Here is a 23424-nt window from a genome sequence, read left to right on the forward strand (position 1 = left end):
CTGGCATAGGTCGATACGCGTCACGGTTTCATTCCGGCAGTTGCCGCTTCGCTGAAATCGCCTGCATTTCTTGAAAGCTAGCAGTTTTCTGGCCCACATTTCATCGTACCCGCTCCCGGTGCTCGTCTTTTGCGGTGCCCTGACAAGTTGCGCGGCTCTGAACGTCTTTTGATTCTGGAGGTCACCTCATGCGCTTTCGTATCTTCGCCGCACTGATGCTCAGTTTGCTCCCCAGTGCTCAGGCCCGCAGCCTCGATCTCATCCGGAGCAGTGGTGTACTCAGAATCGCCACTACGACCGATGTGGAACCGATCAGTTTTATTCAGAACGGCCAGCTCGCGGGTTTCAGTTACGAACTCGGTCAACTGACGGCCAAGTCGATGAATCTCAAGACGCAGTGGGTCACCAGACCGTTCGACGAATTGCCGCGTGGGCTGGCACAGGACCAGTACGACGTGGTGATCTCGACCCAGGTCATCGACCCGAACAATAACCTGGCCGATTTCACCAGGCCGTACTTTTGCACCTCGGCGGTGCTGGTCGCCCGGCAGAGTGAACTCCTGCGCCCCAGCAAAAAGATGGACGGTAAGACCTTCGTGGTGCAGGCCGGGACCAGTTACCAGAAGTATGCCCAGCAGCTTCCCTTCGCCAAGAAGGTGACGGTGGTGGGCAACGCCCAGAGCGCCCTGCAATCGGTGGCGCTGGGCAAGGCTGACGCGACCATCACCGACAAGTACGTGGCCTTGCAAATGATGCTGGTCTACGGCAAGTCTCCCATGAGCGCCAGCGGTCCCTACCGGGATGAGCGGATCGGCATGACGGTGAGCAAGGGCAACGACGGCCTGCGCACGGCCCTGAACGCCGCGCTGGGCCGGGTGATGGGCAACGGCAGTTACCACCTCGCGTCGATGCTCGCCTTTCGCGAAGACGCCCGCTGCGAGCTGTGAAGGGCGCACCTGCGGCCCGTATCGGCAGACCGCTGCCCGCCTGTCGGGCGCCGACGCCAGCCAAACACCGATGCTAACCAGACACCGACCCTGGCCAGACACCGACCCTAGTGCAGTACTCCGAATTACGCCACGGGGAAAACAGCCTCCCCGCGCCTCCATTCTGCGTCCTACTCAGTCAAAACTACTCGCTCCGCTCGGTCATAAAAAGGGTCTTTTTATGACATCTGCTCTAGACAGACACTGACGCCAGCTCAAACGACGGGCGGCGACCAGAATTCACCACCGAGCACCACCTCAAGGAGTCCGATTATGTTTGAGCCCCGTATGTGCAGGCCCCCCCGGTTTCCTCGCTGCTTTTCGGCGGTGACCCTCACCTCGCTCGCCCTGCTGAGCGGCGCTGCCAGTGCTCAGGGCGTGAACTGGAAGCAGGCCACCGGCCAGAGCATCTCGGTGATGCTCAACCAGCACCCTTATCAGGCGGCGATGGTCAAAAAGATCAAAGCCTTCACCGCGCTGACCGGCATCACGGTGGATTACACGGTGACGCCCGAAGAAAACTACTTCGGTAAGGTTTCGGCGGCCCTGAAAGCCAAGGACGGCAGCGCGGACGTCTTCATGACCGGCATCTATCAGTCGTGGGACTACGCCACGGCGGGGCAGATGGAGCCGCTGGACAAGTACATGAACAACCCCAAGCTGACCCAGGCGAGCTGGGACGCCAAGGACTTTTTCCCCGGCGTGCTCAGTGCGGGCAAGTGGAACCTCAAACTCGGCTCGCCGACCGGCAGCGGATCACAGTGGGTGCTGCCGCTGGGCTTTGAGAGCAATACCTTGAGCTACAACAAAAAATACTTCGATTCCAAGGGACTCAAGCCGCCCAAGACGCTCGACGAGCTTTCGGCGCTGGCCATCAAGCTCAAGGGCTGGAACGGCCCCGGCAGCTACGGCCTGGCGGTGCGCGGCACCCTGAGCTGGGCGACCATCCACCCCGGCTACATGACGGCCTTCAACGCGGCAGGCAACCGGGATTTCGTCGTCCAGGGCAACAAACTGGTGTCGGGTCTGGATACCCCCGCCGCCATCGCCTTCACCAAAACCTGGGCCGATATGATCCGCGACGGTGGGCCGCCCAACTGGCAAAACTACACCTGGTATCAGGCCAGCACCGATCTGGGCGCGGGCAAGGCCGCCATGATGTTCGACGCCGACAACGCCGCGTTCACCCAGAACGTGCCGGGCAACTCCAAGGAAGCGGGCAACATCGCCTGGGCGCTGCCCCCGGTCGGCACCGGGCGCCCCACCGCCAACGAATGGATCTGGGGCATCGGCATGAACGCGGCCAGCCAGCACAAGACGGCGGCCTGGCTGTTCATGCAGTATTTCACCAGCCCCAGCTATCAGCTTCAGGCCGCGCTCAACGACGCCACCATGAACCCGCCGCGCCGCTCGGTATGGGCCAATTCCAAGTTCACCCGGTCGCTCTCCGGCTTCTCCGGCTACACCGATTCGTTCTACGAATACGTGCGCGGCACGTCCATCAAGTTCACGCCGCAGCCGTACTTCTTTGAAACCACCACCGACTGGTCGCAGGCTCTGCGCAGCATCGTGCTCGACAAGGCTGATCCCACCGCGACCATGAAGTCGCTCGCGTCCGGTATCAATACCAAACTGGGCAAGCTCAGGATCGGTCAGATCGGCAAGTGAGGTCCAGGGCAACCTCGCGTCGAGCGTCCGGCTCTTCATTGATCGTGAACGGAGCGGCGTTCCGCTCAGAGCAGCGCCCGTCCTGGGCACAGCGGTAGCTCTCTGGCCTGCCCTCATCAGGACGCTCGACCGCATCTCCCTGACCTGTTCGCCCGCACCGCGAGAGGCTGGGACTGATCGCCGTTCCAGACGACGTAGCCCAGATGACATAAGCCAGACGACGTAGCCCAGACGACACATTCCCGGTTGTGGCTACCTTACTGCCAGACACGGTCCACACTGTTGCAAAACCAGGCGATAAAATCAGGTGGTACAGCAAAACGCCAGCGACTCGCTCGTCGGGCTCCTTTACGAGCCTGACGGGCGATCAGCCTTGACCAGAACGGCGACCCGGCGGTGTGCGGGCGCGACGCCGACTCGTGCAAACAAAAGTTTCCAGTCAGGAAAAAGGGCTGTGTGGGACGGTCATTTCGAGGGTAAAGCGGAGAAAAGCACGGTCCTGACGGTGTTTGTTCGTGCCGCCGCGCTCTGCACAGAGCTTTTTCCCATCGCGCTCGTCGCCGCGCAGACCTGAAAATGACGAGGCAGACCGCTGACGGCATGAGGGTTCGGGGGGCCATTCCCATCAGATGCGTCCACAACGTGACTTTCCCGAACACCATCTCGTTGCCGTGCTGACCGTGGTTTTCCAGTTCCCCCGCCGCTCCGTTGCCCACTCACACGCCTCGCCCAATCTTGTGGAAACTCTTGTGCAAAGGGCACCAGGCCGGGCGGCTCACCCCCGCGCCGTCAGTTCACCGTCAGCAACACGGTCACGGGCCACTTGAAAATCATTCTGCAAACGCCTACTGTGTTGCAAACCTAACTGCACACGCGATGAGAGCCGACACGCCGCTGCTCAGGACCACTGACCGACCTTCTCACGAGGAGTTACCGATGCCTGAACCCGTCACGGGAAGTGCCGACCAGCGGTGCCGGACCACCACTCAGGCCCAGATCACCATTCAGGCCCAGATCACCACTCAGGTATCGGCATGAAGCTCGAACGCGCCGAACTGCGGGTCATCTCTCTGCCGCTGCTGCGCCCCTTCAAAACCTCCTTCGGGGTCATGACCGACAAGACCTTTATTTTGCTGCGCCTGTTCGGCGAGGGTCTGGAGGGCGTCTCGGAGGGCGTGATGGACGCCGAGCCGCGCTACCGCGAGGAGACCATCAGCGGCGCCCTGGCCTTCTTGCAGGAGACGGTGCTGCCCGCCGTGCTGGGACACGACTGGGAAAATCCCGAACAGCTCATGGCCCACCTGTCGGGGCTGCGCGGCAACCGGATGGCCCTGGCGACCGTCGAGATGGCCTTCTGGGATCTGTGGACCCGCAGCCTAGGACTGCCGCTCCGGGCCGTGCTGGGCGGGGTGCGCCGCGAGGTGGCGGTGGGCGTCTCGCTGGGCATCCAGCCGACGGTGCAGGCCACCGTGGACAGCGCCGTGCGCCACGCCGAACTCGGCTACAAGCGTATCAAGCTCAAGATCGAGCCCGGCTGGGACGTGGCGGTGGTGCGGGCCGTCAAGGAAGCGCTGCCCGACCTGCCGGTCACGGTGGACGCCAACGCCTCGTATTCGCTGGGCCAGTTGGGCATTCTGCGCCAGCTCGACGCGCTGGGGCTGGACTACTTCGAGCAGCCGCTGGCCTGGGACGACCTGCACGACCACGCCAAACTTCAGGCCCTGATGGACACCCCGCTGTGCCTGGACGAGTGTATTACCAGCGCCCAGGACGCCCGCAAGGCGCTGGAGACGGCAGCCTGCCGCTTAATCAACATCAAGGTCGGGCGGGTCGGCGGCCACCTGGAGGCCCGGCGCATCCACGACGTCGCCGCCTCGTTCGGTGCCCCGGTCTGGTGCGGCGGCATGCTGGAGAGCGGGGTGGGCCGGGCGCACAACATCCACCTCGCGACCCTGGCGAACTTCACCAAGCCGGGCGACACCAGCAGCAGCTCGCGTTACTGGGCACGCGACATCATCGTCGAGCCGCTGGAAACCGAGGGCGGCATGATGAGGGTGCCGCCTGGCGCCGGAACAGGCGTGAGCCTCGACCTGCCGTTTCTCGACAGCCTGACCCGGCTGAGAACCGAGATCGGGCCGGTACGGCGTGCTGTTGCAGGGCCTGCCGCTGGAAGCCCGGCGTGACCCAGGCCGCTCCCACCGTGCTGCGGGAGTTGTCGGGCCAAGCCGAGTTCGGCCTGACGCTGGGCCTGGCGCGGGCGATCTGGGGTGAGGCCGATCAGCCGGAGGCCCCGGCGCTGTTGCAGGTCGTCCGGAAGACCGGTGGGCTGGTCGCCGGGGTCTTCAGTGAGGACGGCGCCTTGCAGGCGTACCTGGTCGGGCTGCCCACCAGCGACGCCAGGGTGCAGCACTCGCACCGGCTGGGCGTTCACCCGGACGCCCGGCGCCGGGGCCTGGCCGAGCGCCTCAAGCTGTTTCAGCGCCAGTGGTGCCTGGAGCGCGGCATTCACGAGGTCCGCTGGACCTTCGATCCGCTGCTGATCGCCAACGCCCACCTGAATATTCACCGGCTGGGCGCGACGGTCAGCAGCCTGCTCCCCGATTACTACGGCGCCATGCCGGGTATCAACGCCGGGTTGCCCTCGGACCGCTTCGAGGCGGACTGGCGGCTGGGCAGCGAACGGGTCGAGCGTCACCTGAGCCGCGCCGCTGTGCCCACCTGGCCCGATCCCACGTTGACTCTTAACCCGCTGCTGGAGACGCTGAGCGCCGCGCTGCCGGACGCCCTGGCGCTCGACGTGCCCGCCGACTTCGCCCGGCTGCGGCGCCAGGACCCCGCTCTGGCCCTGGTCTGGCGCCTGAAGGCCAGGGCGGTCCTGAGTGGCCTGTTTGATCGGGGTTACGTCCTGACCGACGTGGACCTGAGCCGGGAACAGTACCTCTTTACGCGCGGAGCCAGGTGCTGAATTTCATCATCCGCCGCTTGCTGGCGCTGCCGCTGATTATGCTGGCGGTGACGTTCCTGATCGTGCTGGTGATGCAACTGATTCCGCCGGAGCAGCGGGCCGTGGCCTTTACCACTAACTTACAGCAACTGGGCCGCGTGCAGGAGATCATCAAGACCAACCACTTAGGCGGCAGCGTCTTTGAGCAGTACTGGCTGTGGCTGGGTCAGGCGCTGGGCGGCAACCTGGGCTTCTCGCGCACCAGTGGGCAGCCGGTGCTCGCCACGCTGCTCGCGCGCTTTCCCGCCACCCTGGAGCTGAGCCTCTTTACGCTGGTGCCGCTGGTGTGGGTGGGCGTCTGGCTGGGCGCTCAGGCCGCCGTTCACCGCAACAGAGCGCCCGACGCCGTGATCCGGGTGATCGCCGTGCTGGGCTACAGCATTCCCAGTTTCGTGTTGGGCATCTGGCTGCTGGTGATCTTTTACGGTGCGCTGGACTGGCTGCCCGGCACCGGTAACATCAGCAACGACAGCGCCATTTTGCTGATGACCGGCAGCGTGCGCCGTGTCACCGGTCTGGTCACCATAGACGCCCTGCTGGGCGGGCGGCTGGACGTCTTCTGGGACGGCCTCAAACACCTGATTTTGCCTGCCTTCACCTTGCTGGTGGTGGGCATTCCGGCCCTCATCAAAGGCACCCGCGCCAGCATGATCGAGGCGCTGCACAGCGATTACATCCGCACCGTCCGCGCCAAGGGCATTGCCGAGAAAGTCGTCATCCGTAAGCACGCCCGCCGCAACGCCTTACTTCCGGTCGCCACCCTCATCAGCCTGAGCGTCTCAGGACTGCTGCAAGGCGCGGTGCTGGCCGAAACGCTCTACGGCTATCCCGGTGTGGGCGCGTGGGCCGCTCAGGCGGCAGCGGCGGGCGACCTTCCCGGCGTGCTGGGCTTCGCGCTGCTGGCCGCGACCATCGTGGCCGTCGTCAATTTGCTCACCGATCTGGCCTACACCGTCATCGACCCCCGCGTGAGGTATGCGTGAGCGTCGTGACGTCCCGTCCATTCCAACCCATCAAAAAGCCCGCCTCGCGCTCGGTGCTGGCCCGCACCTTCCGGCGCAATCTGCCCGCCCGCATCGGGGCCGCGCTGATCTGCCTTTATTTGCTGGTGGCGCTGCTGGCTCCGGTGCTGGCTCCGCCGCAGGGCAACTGCCGCCGGGCGCTCAACCTGGCCGAAACACAGCGTATCCCTGGCCCTACCGCCTACCTGCGCGAGCTGGTGGCGCCGCCTATCGAGTGCCTTCAGATGCCGCGTCAGGGCTTCGCAGCCCAGCCCAAACCGCCCGCCGGGGGCACACCGCTGGGCAGCGTGAACGGCTACGACATCCGCTACGGGCTGGTGTGGGGCGCCCGCACCGCCTTCTTTCTGGGCATCACGGTGGTCGCCATCACCGTGACGGTGGGCGGGCTGATCGGGCTGGCGGCGGGCTTTTCTGGAGGGTGGTTGGATAACGTGCTGATGCGCCTGACTGACGTCACCTTCGCCTTCCCCGGTTTGATTCTGGTGCTGGTGCTGGTGGCCGCGCTGGGGCCGGGCCTGCAAAACATCATCATCGCGCTGAGCCTGGTGTCGTGGGCGGGACCGGCCCGCGTCCTGAGATCTGAAGTGCTGCGGCTGCGCGAGCTGGACTTCGTGGCGGCGGCGCGCGGCCTCGGCAGCGAGCCGGTGAGGATTGCCCTGCGCCACGTGCTGCCCAACGCGCTGGGGCCGGTTTTCAGCATCGTGGTGCTGGAAATGGGCAGCCTGCCCATCGTGGCGGGGGCGCTCTCCTTCCTGGGCCTCGGCACGCCGCTGGGCTTCGCCGACTGGGGCCAGCTCATCGCCCTGGCCCAGAAATGGATTCAGGGGCCGCCCGGTGAGCCGTTCGCCTACTGGTACGTCACCCTCTTTCCGGGCCTGTGCATCGCCCTCTACAGCCTCGGCTGGAACCTGCTGGGCGACGCGCTCGGTGAGCAACTCGATCCGCGCAATCGCTGAATGCCGACCAATCTGAATGCCGACCAATACAGTCTTCTTCCGCACGGAGGTCACACCATGAACCGTTCCTTGATTGCGCTCACCATTGCTCTCGCCGCCTCGCCCGCCCTCGCTACGCCCGCCGACACGCTGGTCTACCAGATCTCCTCGGCCACCGCCAGCGTCGAACCGGCCCAGGCCGTCGTGACCTATGACGTGCTGCCCGTCATGCAGATGTACGAGGGGCTGTATCTCAACAACTTTGGCAAGTACGAGCCGCTGCTCGCCACCCGGTTCACCCAGAGTAGGGACGGTAAAGTCACCACCTTTACACTCCGCAAGAACGTCAAGTTTCACGACGGCTCGGCGATGAGCTGCGCGGACGCCGAGTACTCCATGCGCCGCACCCTGCTGGTCGGCAACGAGACCTCGCTGGCCGCCCAGATTCGCGCCAACCTGCTGAACCTCAGCGGCTTCACACCCGAAGTCAAGAAGACCTACACCTTCGCCAAACTGTCCAGCCTGGTCAAGTGCAACGCGGCGGGCCAACTGGTGCTGACACTGGAGCGCAACGTGCCCAGCCTGCTCGATTCCATCACCCAGACCTACATCGTACCGATGAAAGCGCTGGTGGCGGGCGGCGACTGGAGCGGCACCGCCAGGGACTTCGAAGCCTTTATCGGAAAGGACGTCTCCAACTCCTCACTCGCCCAGAAACCGGACGGCACCGGGGCCTATCAGTTCGTGGCCCGCGATCCCAGCCGCTTCGTGCTGAAAGGTTTTGAGGGGTACTGGGGCAAGGCGCCCGCGCTCAAGAACGTGATTCTTCAGAAGGTGGACAGCGACACGGCCCGCGTGCTGGCGCTGCAAAAAGGCGACGCCGACATCGCTGTCATCCCTGACCGCGACACCCTCGCCAAGCTCAAGGGCGTATCAGGCGTCAAGGTCTACGAAGATTTGCCCACCCACGACCTGACAAGCGTGGTGCTGTACAACCAGAGTGTCAAAGACGATAAGCTGCTACCCGCCGGACAACTGGCTGAGAACAACATGCCGCTCAACTTCTTTGGCGACGTGCATGTCCGCCGGGCCTTTGCCGCGCTGTTCGACACCAAAACCTATCTCCGCGACGCTCTGAAGGGCTATGGTCTGGCGCGTCATACTACCCTGCCCACCAACAACTGGGCCGAAGTCAAGACGCTCAACCCCCCCGCCTACGACCTCAAAACCGCCGAGGCCGAACTCAAGCAGGCCTTCGGCGGCAAGGTGTGGACGACGGGCTTTACCGTACCGATCTCCATCTTCGCGGGCAGCGGCGTCTCGGAAGTGGCGGCGGGCATCTTCAAGCAAAATATTGAGGCCCTCAACCCCAAATTCCACGCCACCATCAGCAGCCTGGAACTCAGCGCGGCAAACGCCTCCCTGCTCGGCGGCAAGCTGGCCTTCAATCCGCTGACCTGGGGCGGAGCCGATCCTGATACCAACCTGCGCGGCCTCTATAGCTCGGGCGGCATCCTCGCTCCGGCCACCAACATCAACGATCCCAAGATGGAAACCATGCTCAATCAGGCCCGCGACGCGGTGGGCCAGGCCGCCCGCAAGCCGCTCTACAAAGAGTTGCTGACGTACCTCAATCAGCAGACCTACGCCTTCCCCCTGCCGCAGCCGTCGATATTTGCGGCCACCGTCTCGTCCCTCAAGGGCTACGAGAACTTTAATAGGACGAACCTGTTCAAGGTTTTGAGCAAGTAGGTCTCGCTCCGGCCAGCGGGCGACCTCCTCCCTGAACCCGCCCGCCGCATGTTGTTACCGCACCGTGCAGCCCCGTGCCGACTGCCAGAGCCGCCCATTTCACGGTCCGTTTCCGTTTTCACGAGGAGCTTTGAACATGACTGCACCCGCCAGCACCAAATCGCCCAGCGAGATCATCAGCGCCTTCGAGGCCTTTGCCCGGCCATTGTTCGAGGAATCGGGCATTCCCGGCGTCAGTCTGGGGATCATCCTCCCAGGCGGCGACCACATCCTGAACCTGGGCGTTACCAGCGTCGAGAACCCGCTGCCGATCACCAGCGACACCCTCTTTCAGATCGGCAGCACCACCAAGACCTTCACTTCGCTGCTGATCTCAGTGCTGGAGGCGGAGGGCAAATTAAGGCTCAGCGACCGTATCCGCGACCACCTGCCCGACTTCAAGCTCAGGGACGAGTCGGTGGCGGCGAACGTGACCATTCTGGATCTGCTCAGCCACCAGGGCGGCTTCCAGGGCGATCTGTTCGAGGATACCGGCGACGGCGACGACGCGCTCGCCAAGGTGCTCGACATCCTGGCCGAGTCGCGCCAGGTCGTGCCGCTGCGGGGCCACTGGAGCTACAACAACGCCGGATTCTACGTGGTCGGGCGGGTCGCCGAGGTCGTCACCGGCCTGACTTACGAGGCCGCCGTCACCGAGCGCCTCTTCAGGCCGCTGGGCATGGACCACTCGATGTTCTCGGTCAATGAGATCATGACCCACCGCTTTGCCGCCGGACACAACAAGATCGGCGACAGGCTGGAGATTCAGCGCCCCTGGCTGATGATGCGCTCGGTCGGCCCGGCGGGCTCGATCTCTTCGACGGTAAGCGACATGCTGCGCTACGCGCACTACGTCCTGAGCGGCACCATGCCTGCTACCGACGTGACTAACGCAGCTCCGGTCAGCGACGCCCCCCCGGCGCTCGACGGCTACGGCAAGCCGCTCAAGGTCGCGCCCGTCGCCCAGTCGCTGCTGCCGCAGGTGGACCGGCCCAAACTGTGGAGCCCGGTGCGGCCCATCGGTATCTCGATGAACGGCTTTCCCGGCATGCCCGGCCAGATGGCCCAGAGCTGGTTCAACGACAGCTACCCCGGCGCCACCATCATCAGCCACGGCGGCACCACCCTGGGGCAGACCTCGGACTTCTGGCTCTCGCCGGGTCAGCACGTCGGTTTCATCTCGCTGACCAACGCTGGTGCGGGCCACGCGCTGGGCCGCAAGCTGGGCGACTGGCTCAAGCGCGAGGTGCTGGGCCTCACGCCGCAGGAGCATCCGGTCCACATCCCCGCCAGCCTGGCCGAGTTCACCGGCTCGCACGAGCGCGTCGGCATGACCAGCAAGATCGGCGTGAGCCAGGAAGGTGCTGGGCTGATCCTGAGTCTTCCCGACGACCTGACCGGCGGCACGCTCAGCGCCCCGCTGAGCTTTATCGCGCCCGAAACCGCGCTGATTAGCAGCGGCGACCTGAAAGGCTACGCGGTGGAGTTTCTGCGCAACGAGCAGGGCAGCGTCGATTTCATCCGCGTCGCCGGGCGACTCTTTCCGCGTGACGCGGCCAGCGGGCCGGAATCAAATGGAGTGGAGCCGACGGCGTGAGCGCCCTGATCTGGATCACCGGCGCCACCCTGATTGACGGCAGCGGGTCGCCGGGTCGCCGGGCCGATGTACTGATCGATGGTGAGCGCATTGCCGCCGTCCAGGAACCCGGCGGCCCCGCGCCCGCAGGAGCCGAGGTGGTAGACGCCTCCGGCCTGGTGGTGGCGCCCGGCTTTATCGACGTGATGAGCCACTCGGTCGCCACCTTGCTCCAGGGCGGTCTGAGTCTGGGCAAGGTAACCCAGGGCGTGACCACCGAGATCATGGGCGAGGGCTGGACACCCGCCCCAGCCGTGCCGGGCGAGGCGCACGGCTTCCCGATTCACGGCCTGCCCGGCGGTGACGAGGCGTGGATAGAACGCTCGAAGTCCTGGACCCGCTTCGGCGACTGGCTCAGCGCCCAGGAGCAAGTCGGTGCCTCGGTCAATTTCGGGTCGTTCATCGGCGGCGCCACTGTGCGGATGGTCGCCCGTGGACACGCCCAGGGCGAGAGCAGCCCGGCGGAACTGGAGCTGATGCGCCGCGTGACCCGCGAGGCGATGGAGGACGGCGCCTTCGGCCTGGCGACGGCGCTGATCTACCCGCCCGGCAGCTTCGCCAGCACCGACGAGCTGGTCGCCGTCTGCGAGGAGGTCGCCCGCTATCAGGGCATCTACACCACCCACATGCGCTCCGAGAGCGCCGCCATTCTGGACGGCCTGGAGGAAGCGCTGGAGATCACCCGGCGCAGCGGCGCGCGGCTGCACCTGTACCACCTCAAGGCGGCGGGCGAGGTGGCCTGGCCGAAGATGCAGGCGCTGATCGAGCGCGTCAATGCCGAGCGGGCCGCCGGGAACGACATTCACGCCGATATGTACCTGTACACCGCCGGGGGCACCGGCTTATCGGCCCTGGCGCCGCCCTGGGCCAGCGAGGGCGACCGGCTGCGCGAGCGGCTGGCTGACCCGGTGTCCCGCGCCGAGATCCGGCAGGCTATGCTGGAACCGAACGGAAGCTGGGAGCCGCTGGGCCATCTGGCTGGGCCAGCGGGCGCGTATCCGGTGGGGCTGACCTTACCGCAGCACCACGCGTATGTGGGTCAATCGCTGGCGAGCATCGCCGGGTCGCGCGGCCAGGACTGGATTGACGCGGCCCTGGACCTGATCGTGACCGAGCCGGAGCGGGTCGGCGTGCTGCTGCACCTGATGAGCGAGGCCAACGTTGAGCTTCAGCTCCGCGAACCCTGGGTGATGCTCGGTTCCGACGCGGCAGGCTACGACCCTGCCGAGCAGCCGGGTAACGGCACCACCGGCCATCCACGGGCGCTGGGCAACTTCACCCGGCTACTGGGTCACTACGTGCGTGAGCGGGGCATTTTGAGCCTGGAGGAAGCGGTCCACCGCCTGACCGGCCTGCCCGCCCGGCATTTCCGTCTGCAAAACCGGGGTGAGCTGCGACCCGGCGCCTACGCCGACGTGGTGATCTTCGACCCGGCGACCGTCACCGACCGGGCCACCTACGGCGACGCGGGCCAGCTCTCGGTGGGCGTGCGCGACGTGTGGGTCAACGGTACAAGGGTGCTGCGCGGCGCTCAGCACACCCGCGCCCGGCCCGGCATGCGGCTCTACGGCCCCGGCGCCCTGACGCCGGTGCAAGGGCCTGTAGGATGATGCGGAGATGACCACCATACCCCCGCTCGCCGGGACCAGCGCCAGCTCAGCAGTGCCTAACTCGGCAGTCGGGCAGCTTCGCGCCAGGCTGGAGGAATTCGGCCCCAGGGATCAGTTGATCGCCCGCTTTCTGGTCGACCACGCCGAGGAGGTGCCGTTTCTGAGCGCCGGGGAAATCGCCGAGCGCCTGGGGGTTAGCGGCCCGGCCATCACCCGCCTGAGCCAGCGCTTCGGTTTCGAGGGCTACCCGCACCTGCAACGCCTGATCCGCCAGGACCTGCGGGCCACCCTGGGCATCAAGACGCCGGGACGACAAGACGCGGTGGTCGCCAACTTCTGGGCCAGCGAACGCTCCAACCTCGACGGGCTTCAGGCCATCGCCGAGCAGCAGCTCCTGGCTTTCGCTCAGGTGCTGGTGCAGGCCCGGCAGGTCTGGCTGATCGGGTCGCGGTCCTCGTATGGGCTGGCGCAGACGGCGGAGTACCTGTTCTCGTCGTTCCGGCCACGGGTCCAGGCGTACTCCAGCGATCAACTGAGCAGCCGCCCCGAACAATTGCTGGAAATCGGGCCACCGGACGCCGTGCTGGTCTACACCGTCCGGCGCTACAGCCGGGCCACCACCAGGGTGACGACGGCCCTGCGGCAGCGGGGCGCCACCATCCTGCTGCTGACCGACCAGGGCGCCTCGCCGCTGGGTAAGGTCGCCGACCAGAGCATCCGGCTGCCCACCCAGGGTTCGGAGGCGCTGGCGTCCCTGGCGCCTTTTCTGAGCATCACGTCGCTGATCGCCTCCCTGCTGGCCCGTGAACTCGGCGGCGGCCACCTTCAGGATGCCGAGAAACTCAAAGAAGCCTTCGCCGTCTACGAATACTGACCGGGTGTCGGCACTGGCACCGGGCCAGGCAAGGAGCCCCTGATGTTGTTGACCCACGACCTGACCAGCACGGTCCCTGCGCGGCTGTCCCGATCTCAATGCGCCCGATCTCAATGCGTCCGGTGAGCCCGCTGAACGGTACTCCGGTGTTCGACGCCCACCTCGACCTGGCCTGGAACGCCCAGATCGGGCGCGACCTGACCCTGCCGCTCTCCGAGTTGAGGGCCAGCGACCGGCTGAGCGGGCAGACGCCCTGCGTCACCTTCGCCGAGCTGCGCCGGGCCGGGGTCGCCGCCTGTTTCGGCACGCTGTTCGCCTGCCCTGCTCACCACGACTATCCCCAGGGCTACGATCAGCGCAGCCCTGGGGGCTGGCGGGCCGCCCGCGTCCAGGCCGTCTCGCAGCTCGACCAGTACCGGCGCTGGCAGGACGCCGGGCACATCCGGCTGCTCGCCAGCGGCGTGGAGCTCAGCGCTCACCTGGCGAGCTGGACGCCGGAGAACAACTCAGCCCTGGGCGTGACGCTGCTGATGGAAGGCGCCGACCCACTCGGTACGGCAGACGACCTGGCCTTCTGGCGAGAGGCCGGGGTGCGCCTGATCGGACCCGCCTGGGGCCGGACCCGCTACGCCGGGGGCACCGACGCGCCCGGAGCACTGAGCGGGCTGGGGCGCGAGCTGCTGATCGCCATGCGCGAACAGGGCGTCGCGCTCGACGCCTCGCACCTCGACGACGCCAGCTTCGAGGAGGCCGCCGTCCTCCAGCCGCTGCTGGTGGCCTCGCACAGCAACAGCCGCGCTCTGGTGCCGGGCAACCGTCAGTTATCAGGCGAGATGGCGCGGGTCATCACGGCGCAGGGCGGGGTCATCGGGCTGGTGAGTCCCAGCCGTTTTATCCGCTCAGGCTGGCAGCCGGGCGAGGCGCGGGCGACGTTCGGCGAATGGGCCAGGCACGGCCAGGCGTTCGGCTGGGCACACGTGGGGCTGGGCAGCGACATGGACGGCGGTTTCGGCGTCGAGGAAGCTCCGGCGGGCCTTGAGAGTTACGGCGACCTGCTCAGGCTGCTGGATGAGGCGCCCGCCGAACAGCGAAGCGGCGTGCGCGGCGCCCACTGGACCGACTGGATCGTCCGGTCACTGTGAACTGGGCACTGTGAACCGTGCACTGTGAACTGGGCGCGGGAATGGGCGGGGCGCGGCTGAACCAACAACCGCCGAACCAACAACCGCCGAATCAGAACGCAAGGAGATAAAACCTGGCTTCGAGGTCTCTTTCGCCGGGCCTGGCGAATGACATGGCCCTCGGCATCGGCTGTCTGGCCTACCGTTTTCCTCGGCTACCTGGCGCTGTCATGTCGCCCACCAACCCGCTACTCTGAACCGGATTCCCCATGACCGACCGCCTGAAGTATCCCCGCACGCCGCACCTGCCCTGGTCGCCCGGCGCGGGCGGCGACGACACTGTGCTGGGCAGTGCCCGCCAGTTCGCGGGTCAGGAGGTGATCGTCACCGAGAAGCTCGACGGCGAGAACACCACCCTCTACCGGCGCGGCCTGCACGCCCGCTCGCTCGACCCCCGGCCTCACCCCTCGCGGGACTGGGTTAAGGGGCTCCAGGGCCGCCTCGGCTACCTGATTCCGGCGGATTGGCGCGTCTGCGGCGAGAACCTCTACGCCCGGCACTCGCTGGCCTACGACGAGCTGGAGAGCTATTTTTATCTGTTCAGCGTCTGGGACGACTCCAATACGGCGCTGAGCTGGGACGAAACGCTGGACTGGGCCGCGACCCTGGGCCTGCCGACGCCCCGGCAGCTCTGGCGCGGCCCCTGGGACGAGGCGGCGGTGCGCGCAGTGACCTTCGACGCGGCGCTGGTGGAAGGCTACGTCGTGCGGACGGTGGCGGGCTTCGCCCACGCCGACTTTCAGCAGCACATCGCCAAGTACGTGCGTCAGGGCCACGTCCAGACCGATCAGCACTGGATGCACGCGGCGGTGGTGCCCAACCGGCTGAAAGGGGAGAGCGAGCCGTGAACGCCTTTCTGGACGAGATCAGGCGCGGCGCCTCGCCCGACTTCGCGGCCTTCCGGGTGGCCCTCGGCGCCGCGCTGCCGCTGCTGGACAGGCTCGCCGCCACCGAGCAGGACGCCGAGTGGCACGCCGAGGGCGACGTGGCGGTTCACACCGGCCTGGTGCTGACCGGGGCGTATGAGCTGGCCGAGCACCACGACCTGAGCGGCGACACCCGCCTGAGTCTGGTGCTGGCCGCCGCGCTGCACGATATCGGCAAGGCGCTGACCACCCGGCGCTCACTGGACAATACGGGCCGGGAGCGCGTCATCTCGCCGCGCCACGCCGACCGGGGGCGCTCGTACCTGGCGTACCGCCTGCCCGAACTGGGCTTGCCGGAGGCCGTGCAGTCGGCGGTCCTGGCACTGGTCGGCCACCACCACGATCTGGGCCGGACGCTGGAGGCGGGCACGCACAGCGCCTTTCGTCGCCTGGCCCGGCAGGTCGATCTGCGGCTGCTGTACCTGCTGGAAATGGCCGACACCCGTGGGCGCGTCACGAAGGACCGGCAAGCCCGCCTGGACGATACCGAGCTGTTCCGGATGCAGGCCGAGGAGTACGAGCTGTGGGAGAACAGCGACCCCTATGGCGACTGGTGCGGGACCGTCACCGACGCGCTGCCCGGCTTCGGTCCGGCGTTTCTCGACCTGACGGCGCAGGGCGGCATTCTCGACTACGAGGCGGGGCTGATCCAGACGCCCCAGGAAGCGGTGTCGCGCTCGTATTCAGCCCGTTCCGGCTTTCCCGAACTGGTCGTGACCTGCGGGCCGAGCGGGTCGGGTAAAAGCGGCTGGATCGCCGAGCACCTACCCGGTTACACCGTCGTCTCGCTCGACGCGCTGCGGGACGCCATGGCGGGCAAACGCGCCGATCAGTCGCTCAACGGACAGGTGCTCCAGGCCGCCAAGGAGGCGCTGCGGGTCGTGCTCAGGCGGGGTGGCAAGGTCGTCTGGGACGCCACCAATACCCGCCGCGACTTCCGGCGCGTGCCGATTGGCCTGGGCCTGGACTACGGCGCCCTGACTACCCTGGTGGTGTTTCAGCCGCCGATCAGCACGCTGCTGGGGCGCAATCCGGGCCGATCGCATAGCGTGCCGCCCACGGTGCTGGCCCAGCAGATCGACAACGCCGAATTCCCGTATCTGCCCGAAGCGCACCGCACCCTGCGGCTCGACGAGTACCACCGCGAAACGGGTCGGGCGGGCTTTGGCCATAGTCCGACTTTTGCGCCGGAATAAAATAAAACAGTGGCTGGCGGCCAAGTAACCTCCGGCCCGCTCACATCAGGTCGGCTTCGATCACCGGAAAGCCCGCCACCGGGAAGGTGTCCACGTTGGCCGAGCGCTGCTGCACCAGCACGCCGCCGTCCACGGTGATGAACTGCCCGGTGATGTAGGCCGCGTCGTCGGAGGCCAGAAACAGCGCCGCGCCGGTCAGGTCCTCAGCCACGCCGTAGCGGCCCAGCGGCACGGTCTGTTCGCGCTCGCGGAGCTGATCGCCCTCCAGGCCGTAGGTGTTGATAAAGCCCGGCACCACGCCGTTCACCCGAATACCGTAGGGCGCCAGGTCGAGCGCCATCGCCCGCGTCATGGCTTCGGTGCCGCCTTTGGCCGCGTCGTAGGCGACGTTGCCCCGGTGTGAGCGCGTCGCGCCGCCCGACGAGGTGTTGATGATGACGCCCCGGCGCCGCCGCGCCATGACCTGCGCCGCCCGCTGCGAACACACAAACACCGATCCGAGATTGACCTCGATGATGCGCTGCCACCAGTCCTGGTCGGCGTCCAGAAAATGACGGCTGGTGTCGATCAGCGCGGCGTTGTTGTAGAGCACGTCCACGAAGCCCAGCGCCTGCTCGACCTGGCTGAACATGGCCTCCACCTGCGCCTTGCTCGACACGTCGCCGCTCACCCCCAGCGCCTGACCGCCCGCCGCCGTGATCTCGCCGACCACGCCCCGCACCGCGTCGGCCTTGATGTCGTTGACGGCGACCCTGGCGCCCTCCGCTGCGAAGCGCAGGGCCACCGCCCGCCCGATGCCGCCGCCCGCACCGGTGACGAGCACGACCTTGCCTGTGAACCTGTTTCCGAATACCTCGGTCATGCTGTTCCTCCTGAAGTGGGGTCGGCGCTCATGGTCCAGCGCCGCGCCCGTTCGTGTGACACACATTCGTGTGGTGTGCCGGGTCAGTCGGGCCTGCGCCGCTTTCGGCAGGTCGTCCGGATGAAGAGCGGCGGGTTTACTGTAGCCGCCGAGGCGCCCCCGGTGGCGTGTCCTCGCGGATGACCTGGCCACCGGGAGCGTCCGGGCCGCACAGCCGCAGACCCACGCAGTCTCGCCCGCTCCGTCCGAACAGTGCCGGGCTTCAGGCCCTATGATCGGGTACAGTCCCGCACGGCAAGGAGTTTCCCCATGACCCAGTCTCCAACCGACCAATCTTCAACCGACCAGTCCGCTCTCAGCCCCTCCCCGTTCAGTGCGGCAGACCAGCGTTTCGTCGCCGAGTTGCTGGGCCGCATGACCCTGGCCGAGAAGATCGGGCAGATGACCCAGCCTGAGAAAAACAGCGTCAAACCCGGCGACGTCGCCCGGCTGGGCCTGGGCTCGGTGCTCAGCGGCGGCGGCGGCAACCCGGAGCCCAACACCGCCCAGAGCTGGCGCTCGATGGTCGCGGCCCTCATCGACGAGGCCCACACCTCGCGCCTCCAGATTCCGCTGATCTACGGCGTGGACGCTGTTCACGGCCACAACAACGTCGTGGGCGCCACCATCTTTCCGCACAACATCGGGCTGGGCGCCACCCATGATCCGGACTTGCTGCGCCGAATTGGCCGCGCCACCGCGCTGGAAGTCGCCGCCACCGACGTGCGCTGGGCCTTTGCGCCCGCCGTCAGCCTGCCGCAGGACATCCGCTGGGGCCGCAGCTACGAGGGCTACAGCCAGGACCATGAACTGGTGTCCAGCCTGGCCAGTGCTCTGATCGAGGGCCTGCGCGGCGACGCCTGGAACAGCGCCACCTCGGTGCTGCCCTCGGTCAAGCACTTCGTCGCCGACGGCGCCACCGACTGGGGCAGCTCGCGGCGGGTGGACCGCCGGACGCTGGCGAGTGACCGGACCCTCAGCATCGCCCAGATGGGTCAGAGCTTCGTCGATCTGCTGGACCTGGGCGCCTGGCAGCTCGATCAGGGCGACGCTAGCGTGACCGAGGCGACGCTGCGCGAAACTCACCTCTCGCCGTACCGGGCGGCGATTCAGGCCGGGGCGCTGAACGTGATGGTCTCGTACAGCAGTTGGCTCGGTCAGAAGCTGCACGGCCACCATCACCTCATCAGCGAGGTGCTCAAGGGCGAACTGGGGTTCGAGGGCTTCGTCGTCTCCGACTGGGAGGGCGTGGATCAGCTCGGCGCCGACTACGACGAGTGCGTGGTGCAGTCCATCAACGCCGGAATGGACATGGTGATGGTGCCCTTCGATTACCAGCGCTTCATCGCCAGCCTGACGCGGGCCGCACAGTCGGGCCGCGTCGCCCAGACGCGCATCGACGACGCCGTGCGGCGCATTCTGAGCGTCAAGCGGGCGCTGGGGCTGTTCGGCAACCCCCACACCGATCCGGCTCTGCTCGCTCAGGTCGGCAGCGACCAGCACCGGGCGCTCGCCCGCGAGGCGGTCAGCAAGTCGCTGGTGCTGCTCAAAAACGATGGCGACGTGTTGCCGCTCTCGCCCACCGGCCCGGCGTTGCTGGTCGCCGGAATCGACGCCGACGACCTCGGCGCCCAGTGCGGCGGCTGGACGGTGAGCTGGATGGGCGGGCGCGGGCCGGTGACGCCCGGCACCACCATCCTGGCCGGGTTGCGAGCCTCGCTGGGCAGTGACCGCGTGGTCCATAGCCCCGATGGTCATACGGAAAGCCGCTTTCCGGTGGGCCTGGTGGTGCTGGCCGAGGAGCCCTACGCCGAGGGCATGGGGGACCGCAGCGACCTCGGCCTGACCCCGGAGCAGATGGCGCTGCTGGAGCGCGTCCGGGCCAACTGCGAGCGGCTGGTGGTGCTGCTGCTGTGCGGACGGCCATTGATCGTCAGCGAGCAGTTGCCGCAGTGGGACGCGCTGGTGGCCGCCTGGTTGCCCGGCAGCGAGGGGCAGGGTGTGGCCGACGTGCTGTGCGGCGCCCAGCCGTTTAGCGGGCGCCTGTCCTTCGACTGGCCTGCCAGCCACGCCGACCTGCCCCGCCGCCCCGGATCACGGACGCTGTTCGCGCTGGGCGACGGGCTGGTGACGTCCGTATCCTTGACGGTGGGCTCAGCGCTGGACGGCGCCGATGAGTAAGCACGCTGACTGTTGCTGTGCAGCGGCGCCGACGCGCAGGTGGTCGAGTACGCCCTGGCCCGCAGCGCCTCGCCCGCGCTGGTGGCCCGCCACATGACCGAGCTGCCTGACCGCGCCCTGCTGCAAGCCAAACTCAGCGAGTCTTACGCCCTGGAACTGGCCTCGGAGCGCGAAGATTGACCTTGACATCTAATCGCCGCCCCGCTGGCCACTTCCGGGCTCAAGCAGTGGGGTATGAGCACATCATTCGCGCCATTGCCTGAGTCTGGCCAGTCAGCTCAGCGGGCGGCCTCCGTCTACCGCGATCACGTCGCCGGTGCTGAAGGTCAGGTGGGTGGCGCAGGCCAGCACGGCGCGTCCGACCTCCTCGGCGCGGGCGACACGGCCCAGCGGTGTCAGCGCGGCCTGGGCGGCCAGCACCTCCGGCATTCGCTGCGCGTATTCGCCGTCTACCCAGCCGGGCGAGACGCTCAGCACCCGGATACCTGGGGCCAATGCCCGGCCCAGGCTGCGGGTCAGGCTGTCGAGCGCCGCCTTGCTGGCGCAGTAGGCGACGTTGCTGCCCACCCCGGTGCGCCCGGCCACCGAACTGATGTTGACCACCAGCCCGTTGCCGCTTTCCCTGAGCAGCGGCGCGAAGGCCCGCACGCAGGCGAACGGCCCCCGGACATTGACCTGCAAGATATTGTCGATCCACTCGTCGCTCAGGGCGTCGAGATCGGCGTGGGGCACCGGCGTGGTGATACCGGCGTTGTTGACCAGCATGTCCAGGCGGCCCCCGGCGGCGCGAATATCGTCCGAGGCGGCGCCCAGCGCGGCGCTGTCGTCTACCGGGGTAAACACGGCCCGGTGCAGGCCGGGGCCGGGGAGAATATCGGCCAGCCCCTCGGCCCGCTCACGTCCGATTGCGTAACCGACCAGCACGGCGGCGCCCGCCCCCGCCAGCGCCGCGCAGATGGCCGCGCCGATGCCGCCCGCGCCGCCCGTGACCAGCGCCACCCGCCCAGCCAGTTCGCCGCTCACTGACGTCTGGGTCACGGTGTCCTGAGTCACAGTGCCCTGAGTCACAGTGCCCTGGGTCACGTCACCCCGGCTCACGGCCTGGCCCCGCGCACCGAGCTGCGCCAGACCAGCTTGCCGGGGTGCAGGCGCAGGCCAGTGACCGGTTGATCGTTGCTCAGCGCCAGCAGTGAATCCTCGATCATGGCCGCCAGCGGCTGCTGGATGGTGGTCAGGCCGTAGGCCATGCGGGCGGATTCCTGAATGTCGTCGAAGCCGATCACGCCGACCTCCTCCGGAACGCGGCGGCCCAGTGCCCGCAGGGCGTCGAGCACGCCGATAGACACGATGTCGTTGGCGCCGAAAATGCCGTCCGGGCGCCCGCCTGCCGCGTGCAGGTCGAAGGTGGCCTGCACGCCCCAGTCGTACTGGAAGGCGCGGGACGGCGTGGCGATGGGGCTCAGGCCGTGCTCGGCCAGGTGCCCGGTAAAGCCGCGCAGACGGTCCTGGTGCGTCGACGTTTCGGGATCGCCGCCGATGAAGGCCAGGTTGCGTGCCCCGCTGCCCAGCAGCACCTGGGCCGCCAGCCGCCCCCCGGCCTGGTTGTCGCAGGCCACCGAGAGGAGGTTCTGGCCCGGCAGGTGGCGGTTGAACAGCAGCACCGGAATGCCGCCTGAGCGCACGTCCCCCAGGCTCGGCGGCCTACTGGTCAGCCGGGTCGGGAAGACGATGGCCGCCTCGATCTGGTACGAGGCGGCCATGTCCAGCGTCTCCTGCACGTCGCGCTTTGAGTCGTGGGTCAGCAGCAGCGCCCGCTTGCCCCGCGCCTCCAGGGCCTGCGCGAACTGCGAGAGCGCCTGCGGGTAAAAGGGGTTGTGGAGGTCGCCCACGATCAAAGCCACGATGCCGCTGCGCTGGGTCGCCAGGCTGCGGGCAATGGCGTTGGGCTGGTAGCCGAGCCGCCGCGCCGTGTCGAGCACCCGCTGGCGCGTGGCCGGGCTGATCGAGGCGCCCGGCGTGAAGGCCCGCGACACCGCCGACTGCGACACGCCCGCCTCCTTTGAAACGTCGAGCGACGTGACCCGCGATAGGGTTGGGGCTGGGCTGAGCGGCCTTGTAGTCATAGTTGGGTGGTCATGCTTGAGCCCCCAGGATAGTGTTGACGGTGGGGCGCGTCAGCGGGTAGGCATTCCCACTCCCGCCCGCTCAATCGGTGGACTGCACCAGTTCGGGTTTGCTGTAGCGCTCGACCCGCAGATCGGCCTGGCGCTGATGCCCGGCGAAGCCCTCGACGCCGCAGATCACCGAGGTGTGCCGCCCGATAATCACGCTGGCCTCGCGGGTGGCCCGCTGGTAGGTCACGGTTTTCAGATACTTGCCGACCCACAGCCCGCCGGTATAGCGCGCCGCCCGTCCGGTAGGCAGGATGTGGTTGGTGCCGATCACCTTGTCGCCGTAGGCCACGTTGGTTTCCGGCCCCAGAAACAGTGAGCCGTAGTTGGTCATGTGGGTCAGAAAGTAATCCGGGTCGCGGGTCAGCACCTGGACGTGCTCGCTGGCGATCTCGTCGGCCACGCGGACCATCTCGGCGTCGCTGTCGGCCAGGATGATCTGGCCGTAGTCGCGCCAGGCGGCTGAGGCGACCTCGGCGGTGGCCAGCACCGTGAGCTGGCGCTCGATCTCGGCCACCACGGCGTTCGCCAACGTCTCGGAGGTGGTCAGCAGCACGGCGGGGCTGTTGGGGCCGTGTTCGGCCTGGCCCAGCAGGTCGGTGGCGACCATCTCGGCGTCCACCGAATCGTCGGCGATGATGAGCGTCTCGGTGGGTCCGGCCAGCAGGTCAATACCCACCTGGCCGAAGAGTTGGCGCTTGGCCTCGGCCACGTAGGCGTTGCCCGGCCCGACCAGCATGTCCACCGGGGCGATGCTCTGGGTGCCCAGTGCCAGGGCCGAGAGCGCCTGCACCCCGCCCATGATGTAGATCTCGTCGGCGCCCGCCAGGTGCATGGTCGCCACGGTGGCCGGGTAGGGCTGGCCGTCTTTGGGCGGCGTCACCGCCACCACGCGCCCCACGCCCGCCACCTTGGCGGTGGCGACGCTCATCAGGGCGCTGGCGATCATCGGGTAGCGCCCACCGGGCACGTAGCAGGCCACCGAGTTCATCGGCAAGACCTTGTGGCCCAGCGTCACGCCGGGAATCGTCTCGATCTCGACCTCTCGAATGGAGGCCCGTTGCGCCTGTGCAAAAGTACGTACTTGCGTCAGGCTGAAACGAATCGAGTCCAGCACCTCTGCGGGCACCTGCGCCACGGCGGCCTGAATCTGCTCGGCGCTCAGGCGAAAGGCGTCCGGGTTCCAGCCGTCGAACCGCTGTGACAGCTCGCGCAGGGCGTCGTCGCCGCGCTCCCGAATATCGGAGATGATGCCGCGCACCGTCTGCTGCACGCTGTCTTGCGCTCTAAGTTGCGTCTCAGGGTTCATGCCGGATTTCAGGATGCGTGTCATGGTGGACCT

19 protein-coding genes are annotated in these 23424 nt (G+C 67.2%); 15 read left to right on the forward strand and 4 right to left on the reverse strand.

The genetic code is table 11. The annotated features are described in order from the left end of the window. Nucleotides 1-188: 188 nt before the first annotated feature. The 13 genes from Q0R23_RS03760 (at nucleotide 189) to Q0R23_RS03820 (ending at nucleotide 16829) form a co-directional block, all read left to right on the forward strand. A complete protein-coding gene (locus Q0R23_RS03760) occupies nucleotides 189-947 on the forward strand; it encodes an ABC transporter substrate-binding protein (protein WP_293910516.1) in 759 nt (252 codons plus the stop codon). Between the two features lie 312 nt (nucleotides 948-1259). Beyond that, nucleotides 1260-2654, forward strand: coding sequence for a sugar ABC transporter substrate-binding protein (locus Q0R23_RS03765; protein WP_293910518.1), 1395 nt, complete (start codon nucleotides 1260-1262; stop codon nucleotides 2652-2654). Nucleotides 2655-3688: 1034 nt separating this feature from the next. Next, nucleotides 3689-4837 carry an o-succinylbenzoate synthase gene (gene menC / locus Q0R23_RS03770; RefSeq protein WP_293910520.1) on the forward strand — a complete coding sequence of 383 codons (1149 nt, stop codon included), beginning with the start codon at nucleotides 3689-3691 and terminating at the stop codon, nucleotides 4835-4837. Further along, a complete protein-coding gene (locus tag Q0R23_RS03775; protein WP_293910522.1) occupies nucleotides 4834-5619 on the forward strand; it encodes a GNAT family N-acetyltransferase in 786 nt (261 codons plus the stop codon). Before menC ends, Q0R23_RS03775 begins: the two co-directional genes overlap by 4 nt. Then, nucleotides 5613-6641, forward strand: a complete 1029-nt coding sequence (locus Q0R23_RS03780; RefSeq protein ID WP_293910524.1) for an ABC transporter permease — start codon at nucleotides 5613-5615, stop codon at nucleotides 6639-6641. The genes Q0R23_RS03775 and Q0R23_RS03780 overlap by 7 nt, the downstream gene beginning before the upstream one ends. Then, the gene (locus tag Q0R23_RS03785; protein WP_293910526.1) at nucleotides 6638-7636 is read left to right on the forward strand and encodes an ABC transporter permease; all 999 of its coding nucleotides are present in this window, start codon (nucleotides 6638-6640) and stop codon (nucleotides 7634-7636) included. The genes Q0R23_RS03780 and Q0R23_RS03785 overlap by 4 nt, the downstream gene beginning before the upstream one ends. A gap of 57 nt (nucleotides 7637-7693) precedes the next feature. Beyond that, a complete protein-coding gene (locus tag Q0R23_RS03790) occupies nucleotides 7694-9367 on the forward strand; it encodes an ABC transporter substrate-binding protein (protein ID WP_293910528.1) in 1674 nt (557 codons plus the stop codon). A gap of 136 nt (nucleotides 9368-9503) precedes the next feature. After that, nucleotides 9504-11003 (forward strand): serine hydrolase domain-containing protein, encoded by a 1500-nt coding sequence (locus tag Q0R23_RS03795; protein WP_293910530.1) that lies wholly within the window; start codon nucleotides 9504-9506, stop codon nucleotides 11001-11003. Continuing rightward, nucleotides 11000-12652: a D-aminoacylase gene (locus Q0R23_RS03800; protein ID WP_293910532.1), complete on the forward strand. Its 1653-nt coding sequence runs from the start codon at nucleotides 11000-11002 to the stop codon at nucleotides 12650-12652. Before Q0R23_RS03795 ends, Q0R23_RS03800 begins: the two co-directional genes overlap by 4 nt. Nucleotides 12653-12659: 7 nt before the next feature. Then, the gene (locus Q0R23_RS03805) at nucleotides 12660-13526 is read left to right on the forward strand and encodes a MurR/RpiR family transcriptional regulator (RefSeq protein WP_293910534.1); all 867 of its coding nucleotides are present in this window, start codon (nucleotides 12660-12662) and stop codon (nucleotides 13524-13526) included. 98 nt (nucleotides 13527-13624) lie between these two features. Further along, nucleotides 13625-14668: a membrane dipeptidase gene (locus Q0R23_RS03810; protein ID WP_293910536.1), complete on the forward strand. Its 1044-nt coding sequence runs from the start codon at nucleotides 13625-13627 to the stop codon at nucleotides 14666-14668. Nucleotides 14669-14916: 248 nt separating this feature from the next. Then, nucleotides 14917-15555 carry an RNA ligase family protein gene (locus Q0R23_RS03815; RefSeq protein ID WP_293910538.1) on the forward strand — a complete coding sequence of 213 codons (639 nt, stop codon included), beginning with the start codon at nucleotides 14917-14919 and terminating at the stop codon, nucleotides 15553-15555. Continuing rightward, nucleotides 15552-16829 carry an AAA family ATPase gene (locus Q0R23_RS03820; protein ID WP_293910540.1) on the forward strand — a complete coding sequence of 426 codons (1278 nt, stop codon included), beginning with the start codon at nucleotides 15552-15554 and terminating at the stop codon, nucleotides 16827-16829. The genes Q0R23_RS03815 and Q0R23_RS03820 overlap by 4 nt, the downstream gene beginning before the upstream one ends. A 40-nt stretch (nucleotides 16830-16869) precedes the next feature. Here the strand turns inward: Q0R23_RS03820 and Q0R23_RS03825 are convergent, their stop codons facing one another. After that, a complete protein-coding gene (locus tag Q0R23_RS03825; RefSeq protein WP_293910542.1) occupies nucleotides 16870-17691 on the reverse strand; it encodes an SDR family NAD(P)-dependent oxidoreductase in 822 nt (273 codons plus the stop codon). Between the two features lie 309 nt (nucleotides 17692-18000). On the opposite strand from Q0R23_RS03825, the gene Q0R23_RS03830 reads away from it, so the two are divergent. Together Q0R23_RS03830 and Q0R23_RS03835 are read left to right on the forward strand one after the other, a co-directional pair. After that, nucleotides 18001-19911 (forward strand): glycoside hydrolase family 3 N-terminal domain-containing protein, encoded by a 1911-nt coding sequence (locus Q0R23_RS03830; RefSeq protein WP_293910544.1) that lies wholly within the window; start codon nucleotides 18001-18003, stop codon nucleotides 19909-19911. Nucleotides 19912-19923: 12 nt separating this feature from the next. Then, complete coding sequence (locus Q0R23_RS03835) at nucleotides 19924-20091, forward strand: hypothetical protein (protein WP_293910546.1); 168 nt, start codon at nucleotides 19924-19926, stop codon at nucleotides 20089-20091. Between the two features lie 93 nt (nucleotides 20092-20184). Here the strand turns inward: Q0R23_RS03835 and Q0R23_RS03840 are convergent, their stop codons facing one another. From Q0R23_RS03840 to hisD, 3 genes are all read right to left on the reverse strand, one after another. Then, nucleotides 20185-20949: an SDR family oxidoreductase gene (locus tag Q0R23_RS03840; protein WP_293910548.1), complete on the reverse strand. Its 765-nt coding sequence runs from the start codon at nucleotides 20947-20949 to the stop codon at nucleotides 20185-20187. A 56-nt stretch (nucleotides 20950-21005) separates the two neighbouring features. Continuing rightward, a complete protein-coding gene (locus Q0R23_RS03845) occupies nucleotides 21006-22034 on the reverse strand; it encodes a LacI family DNA-binding transcriptional regulator (RefSeq protein WP_293910550.1) in 1029 nt (342 codons plus the stop codon). An 82-nt stretch (nucleotides 22035-22116) separates the two neighbouring features. Then, nucleotides 22117-23415, reverse strand: a complete 1299-nt coding sequence (gene hisD, locus Q0R23_RS03850) for a histidinol dehydrogenase (protein WP_293910552.1) — start codon at nucleotides 23413-23415, stop codon at nucleotides 22117-22119. Between the last annotated feature and the right edge of the window lie 9 nt (nucleotides 23416-23424).

This window comes from Deinococcus sp., assembly GCF_025362455.1.
Lineage (GTDB): Bacteria > Deinococcota > Deinococci > Deinococcales > Deinococcaceae > Deinococcus.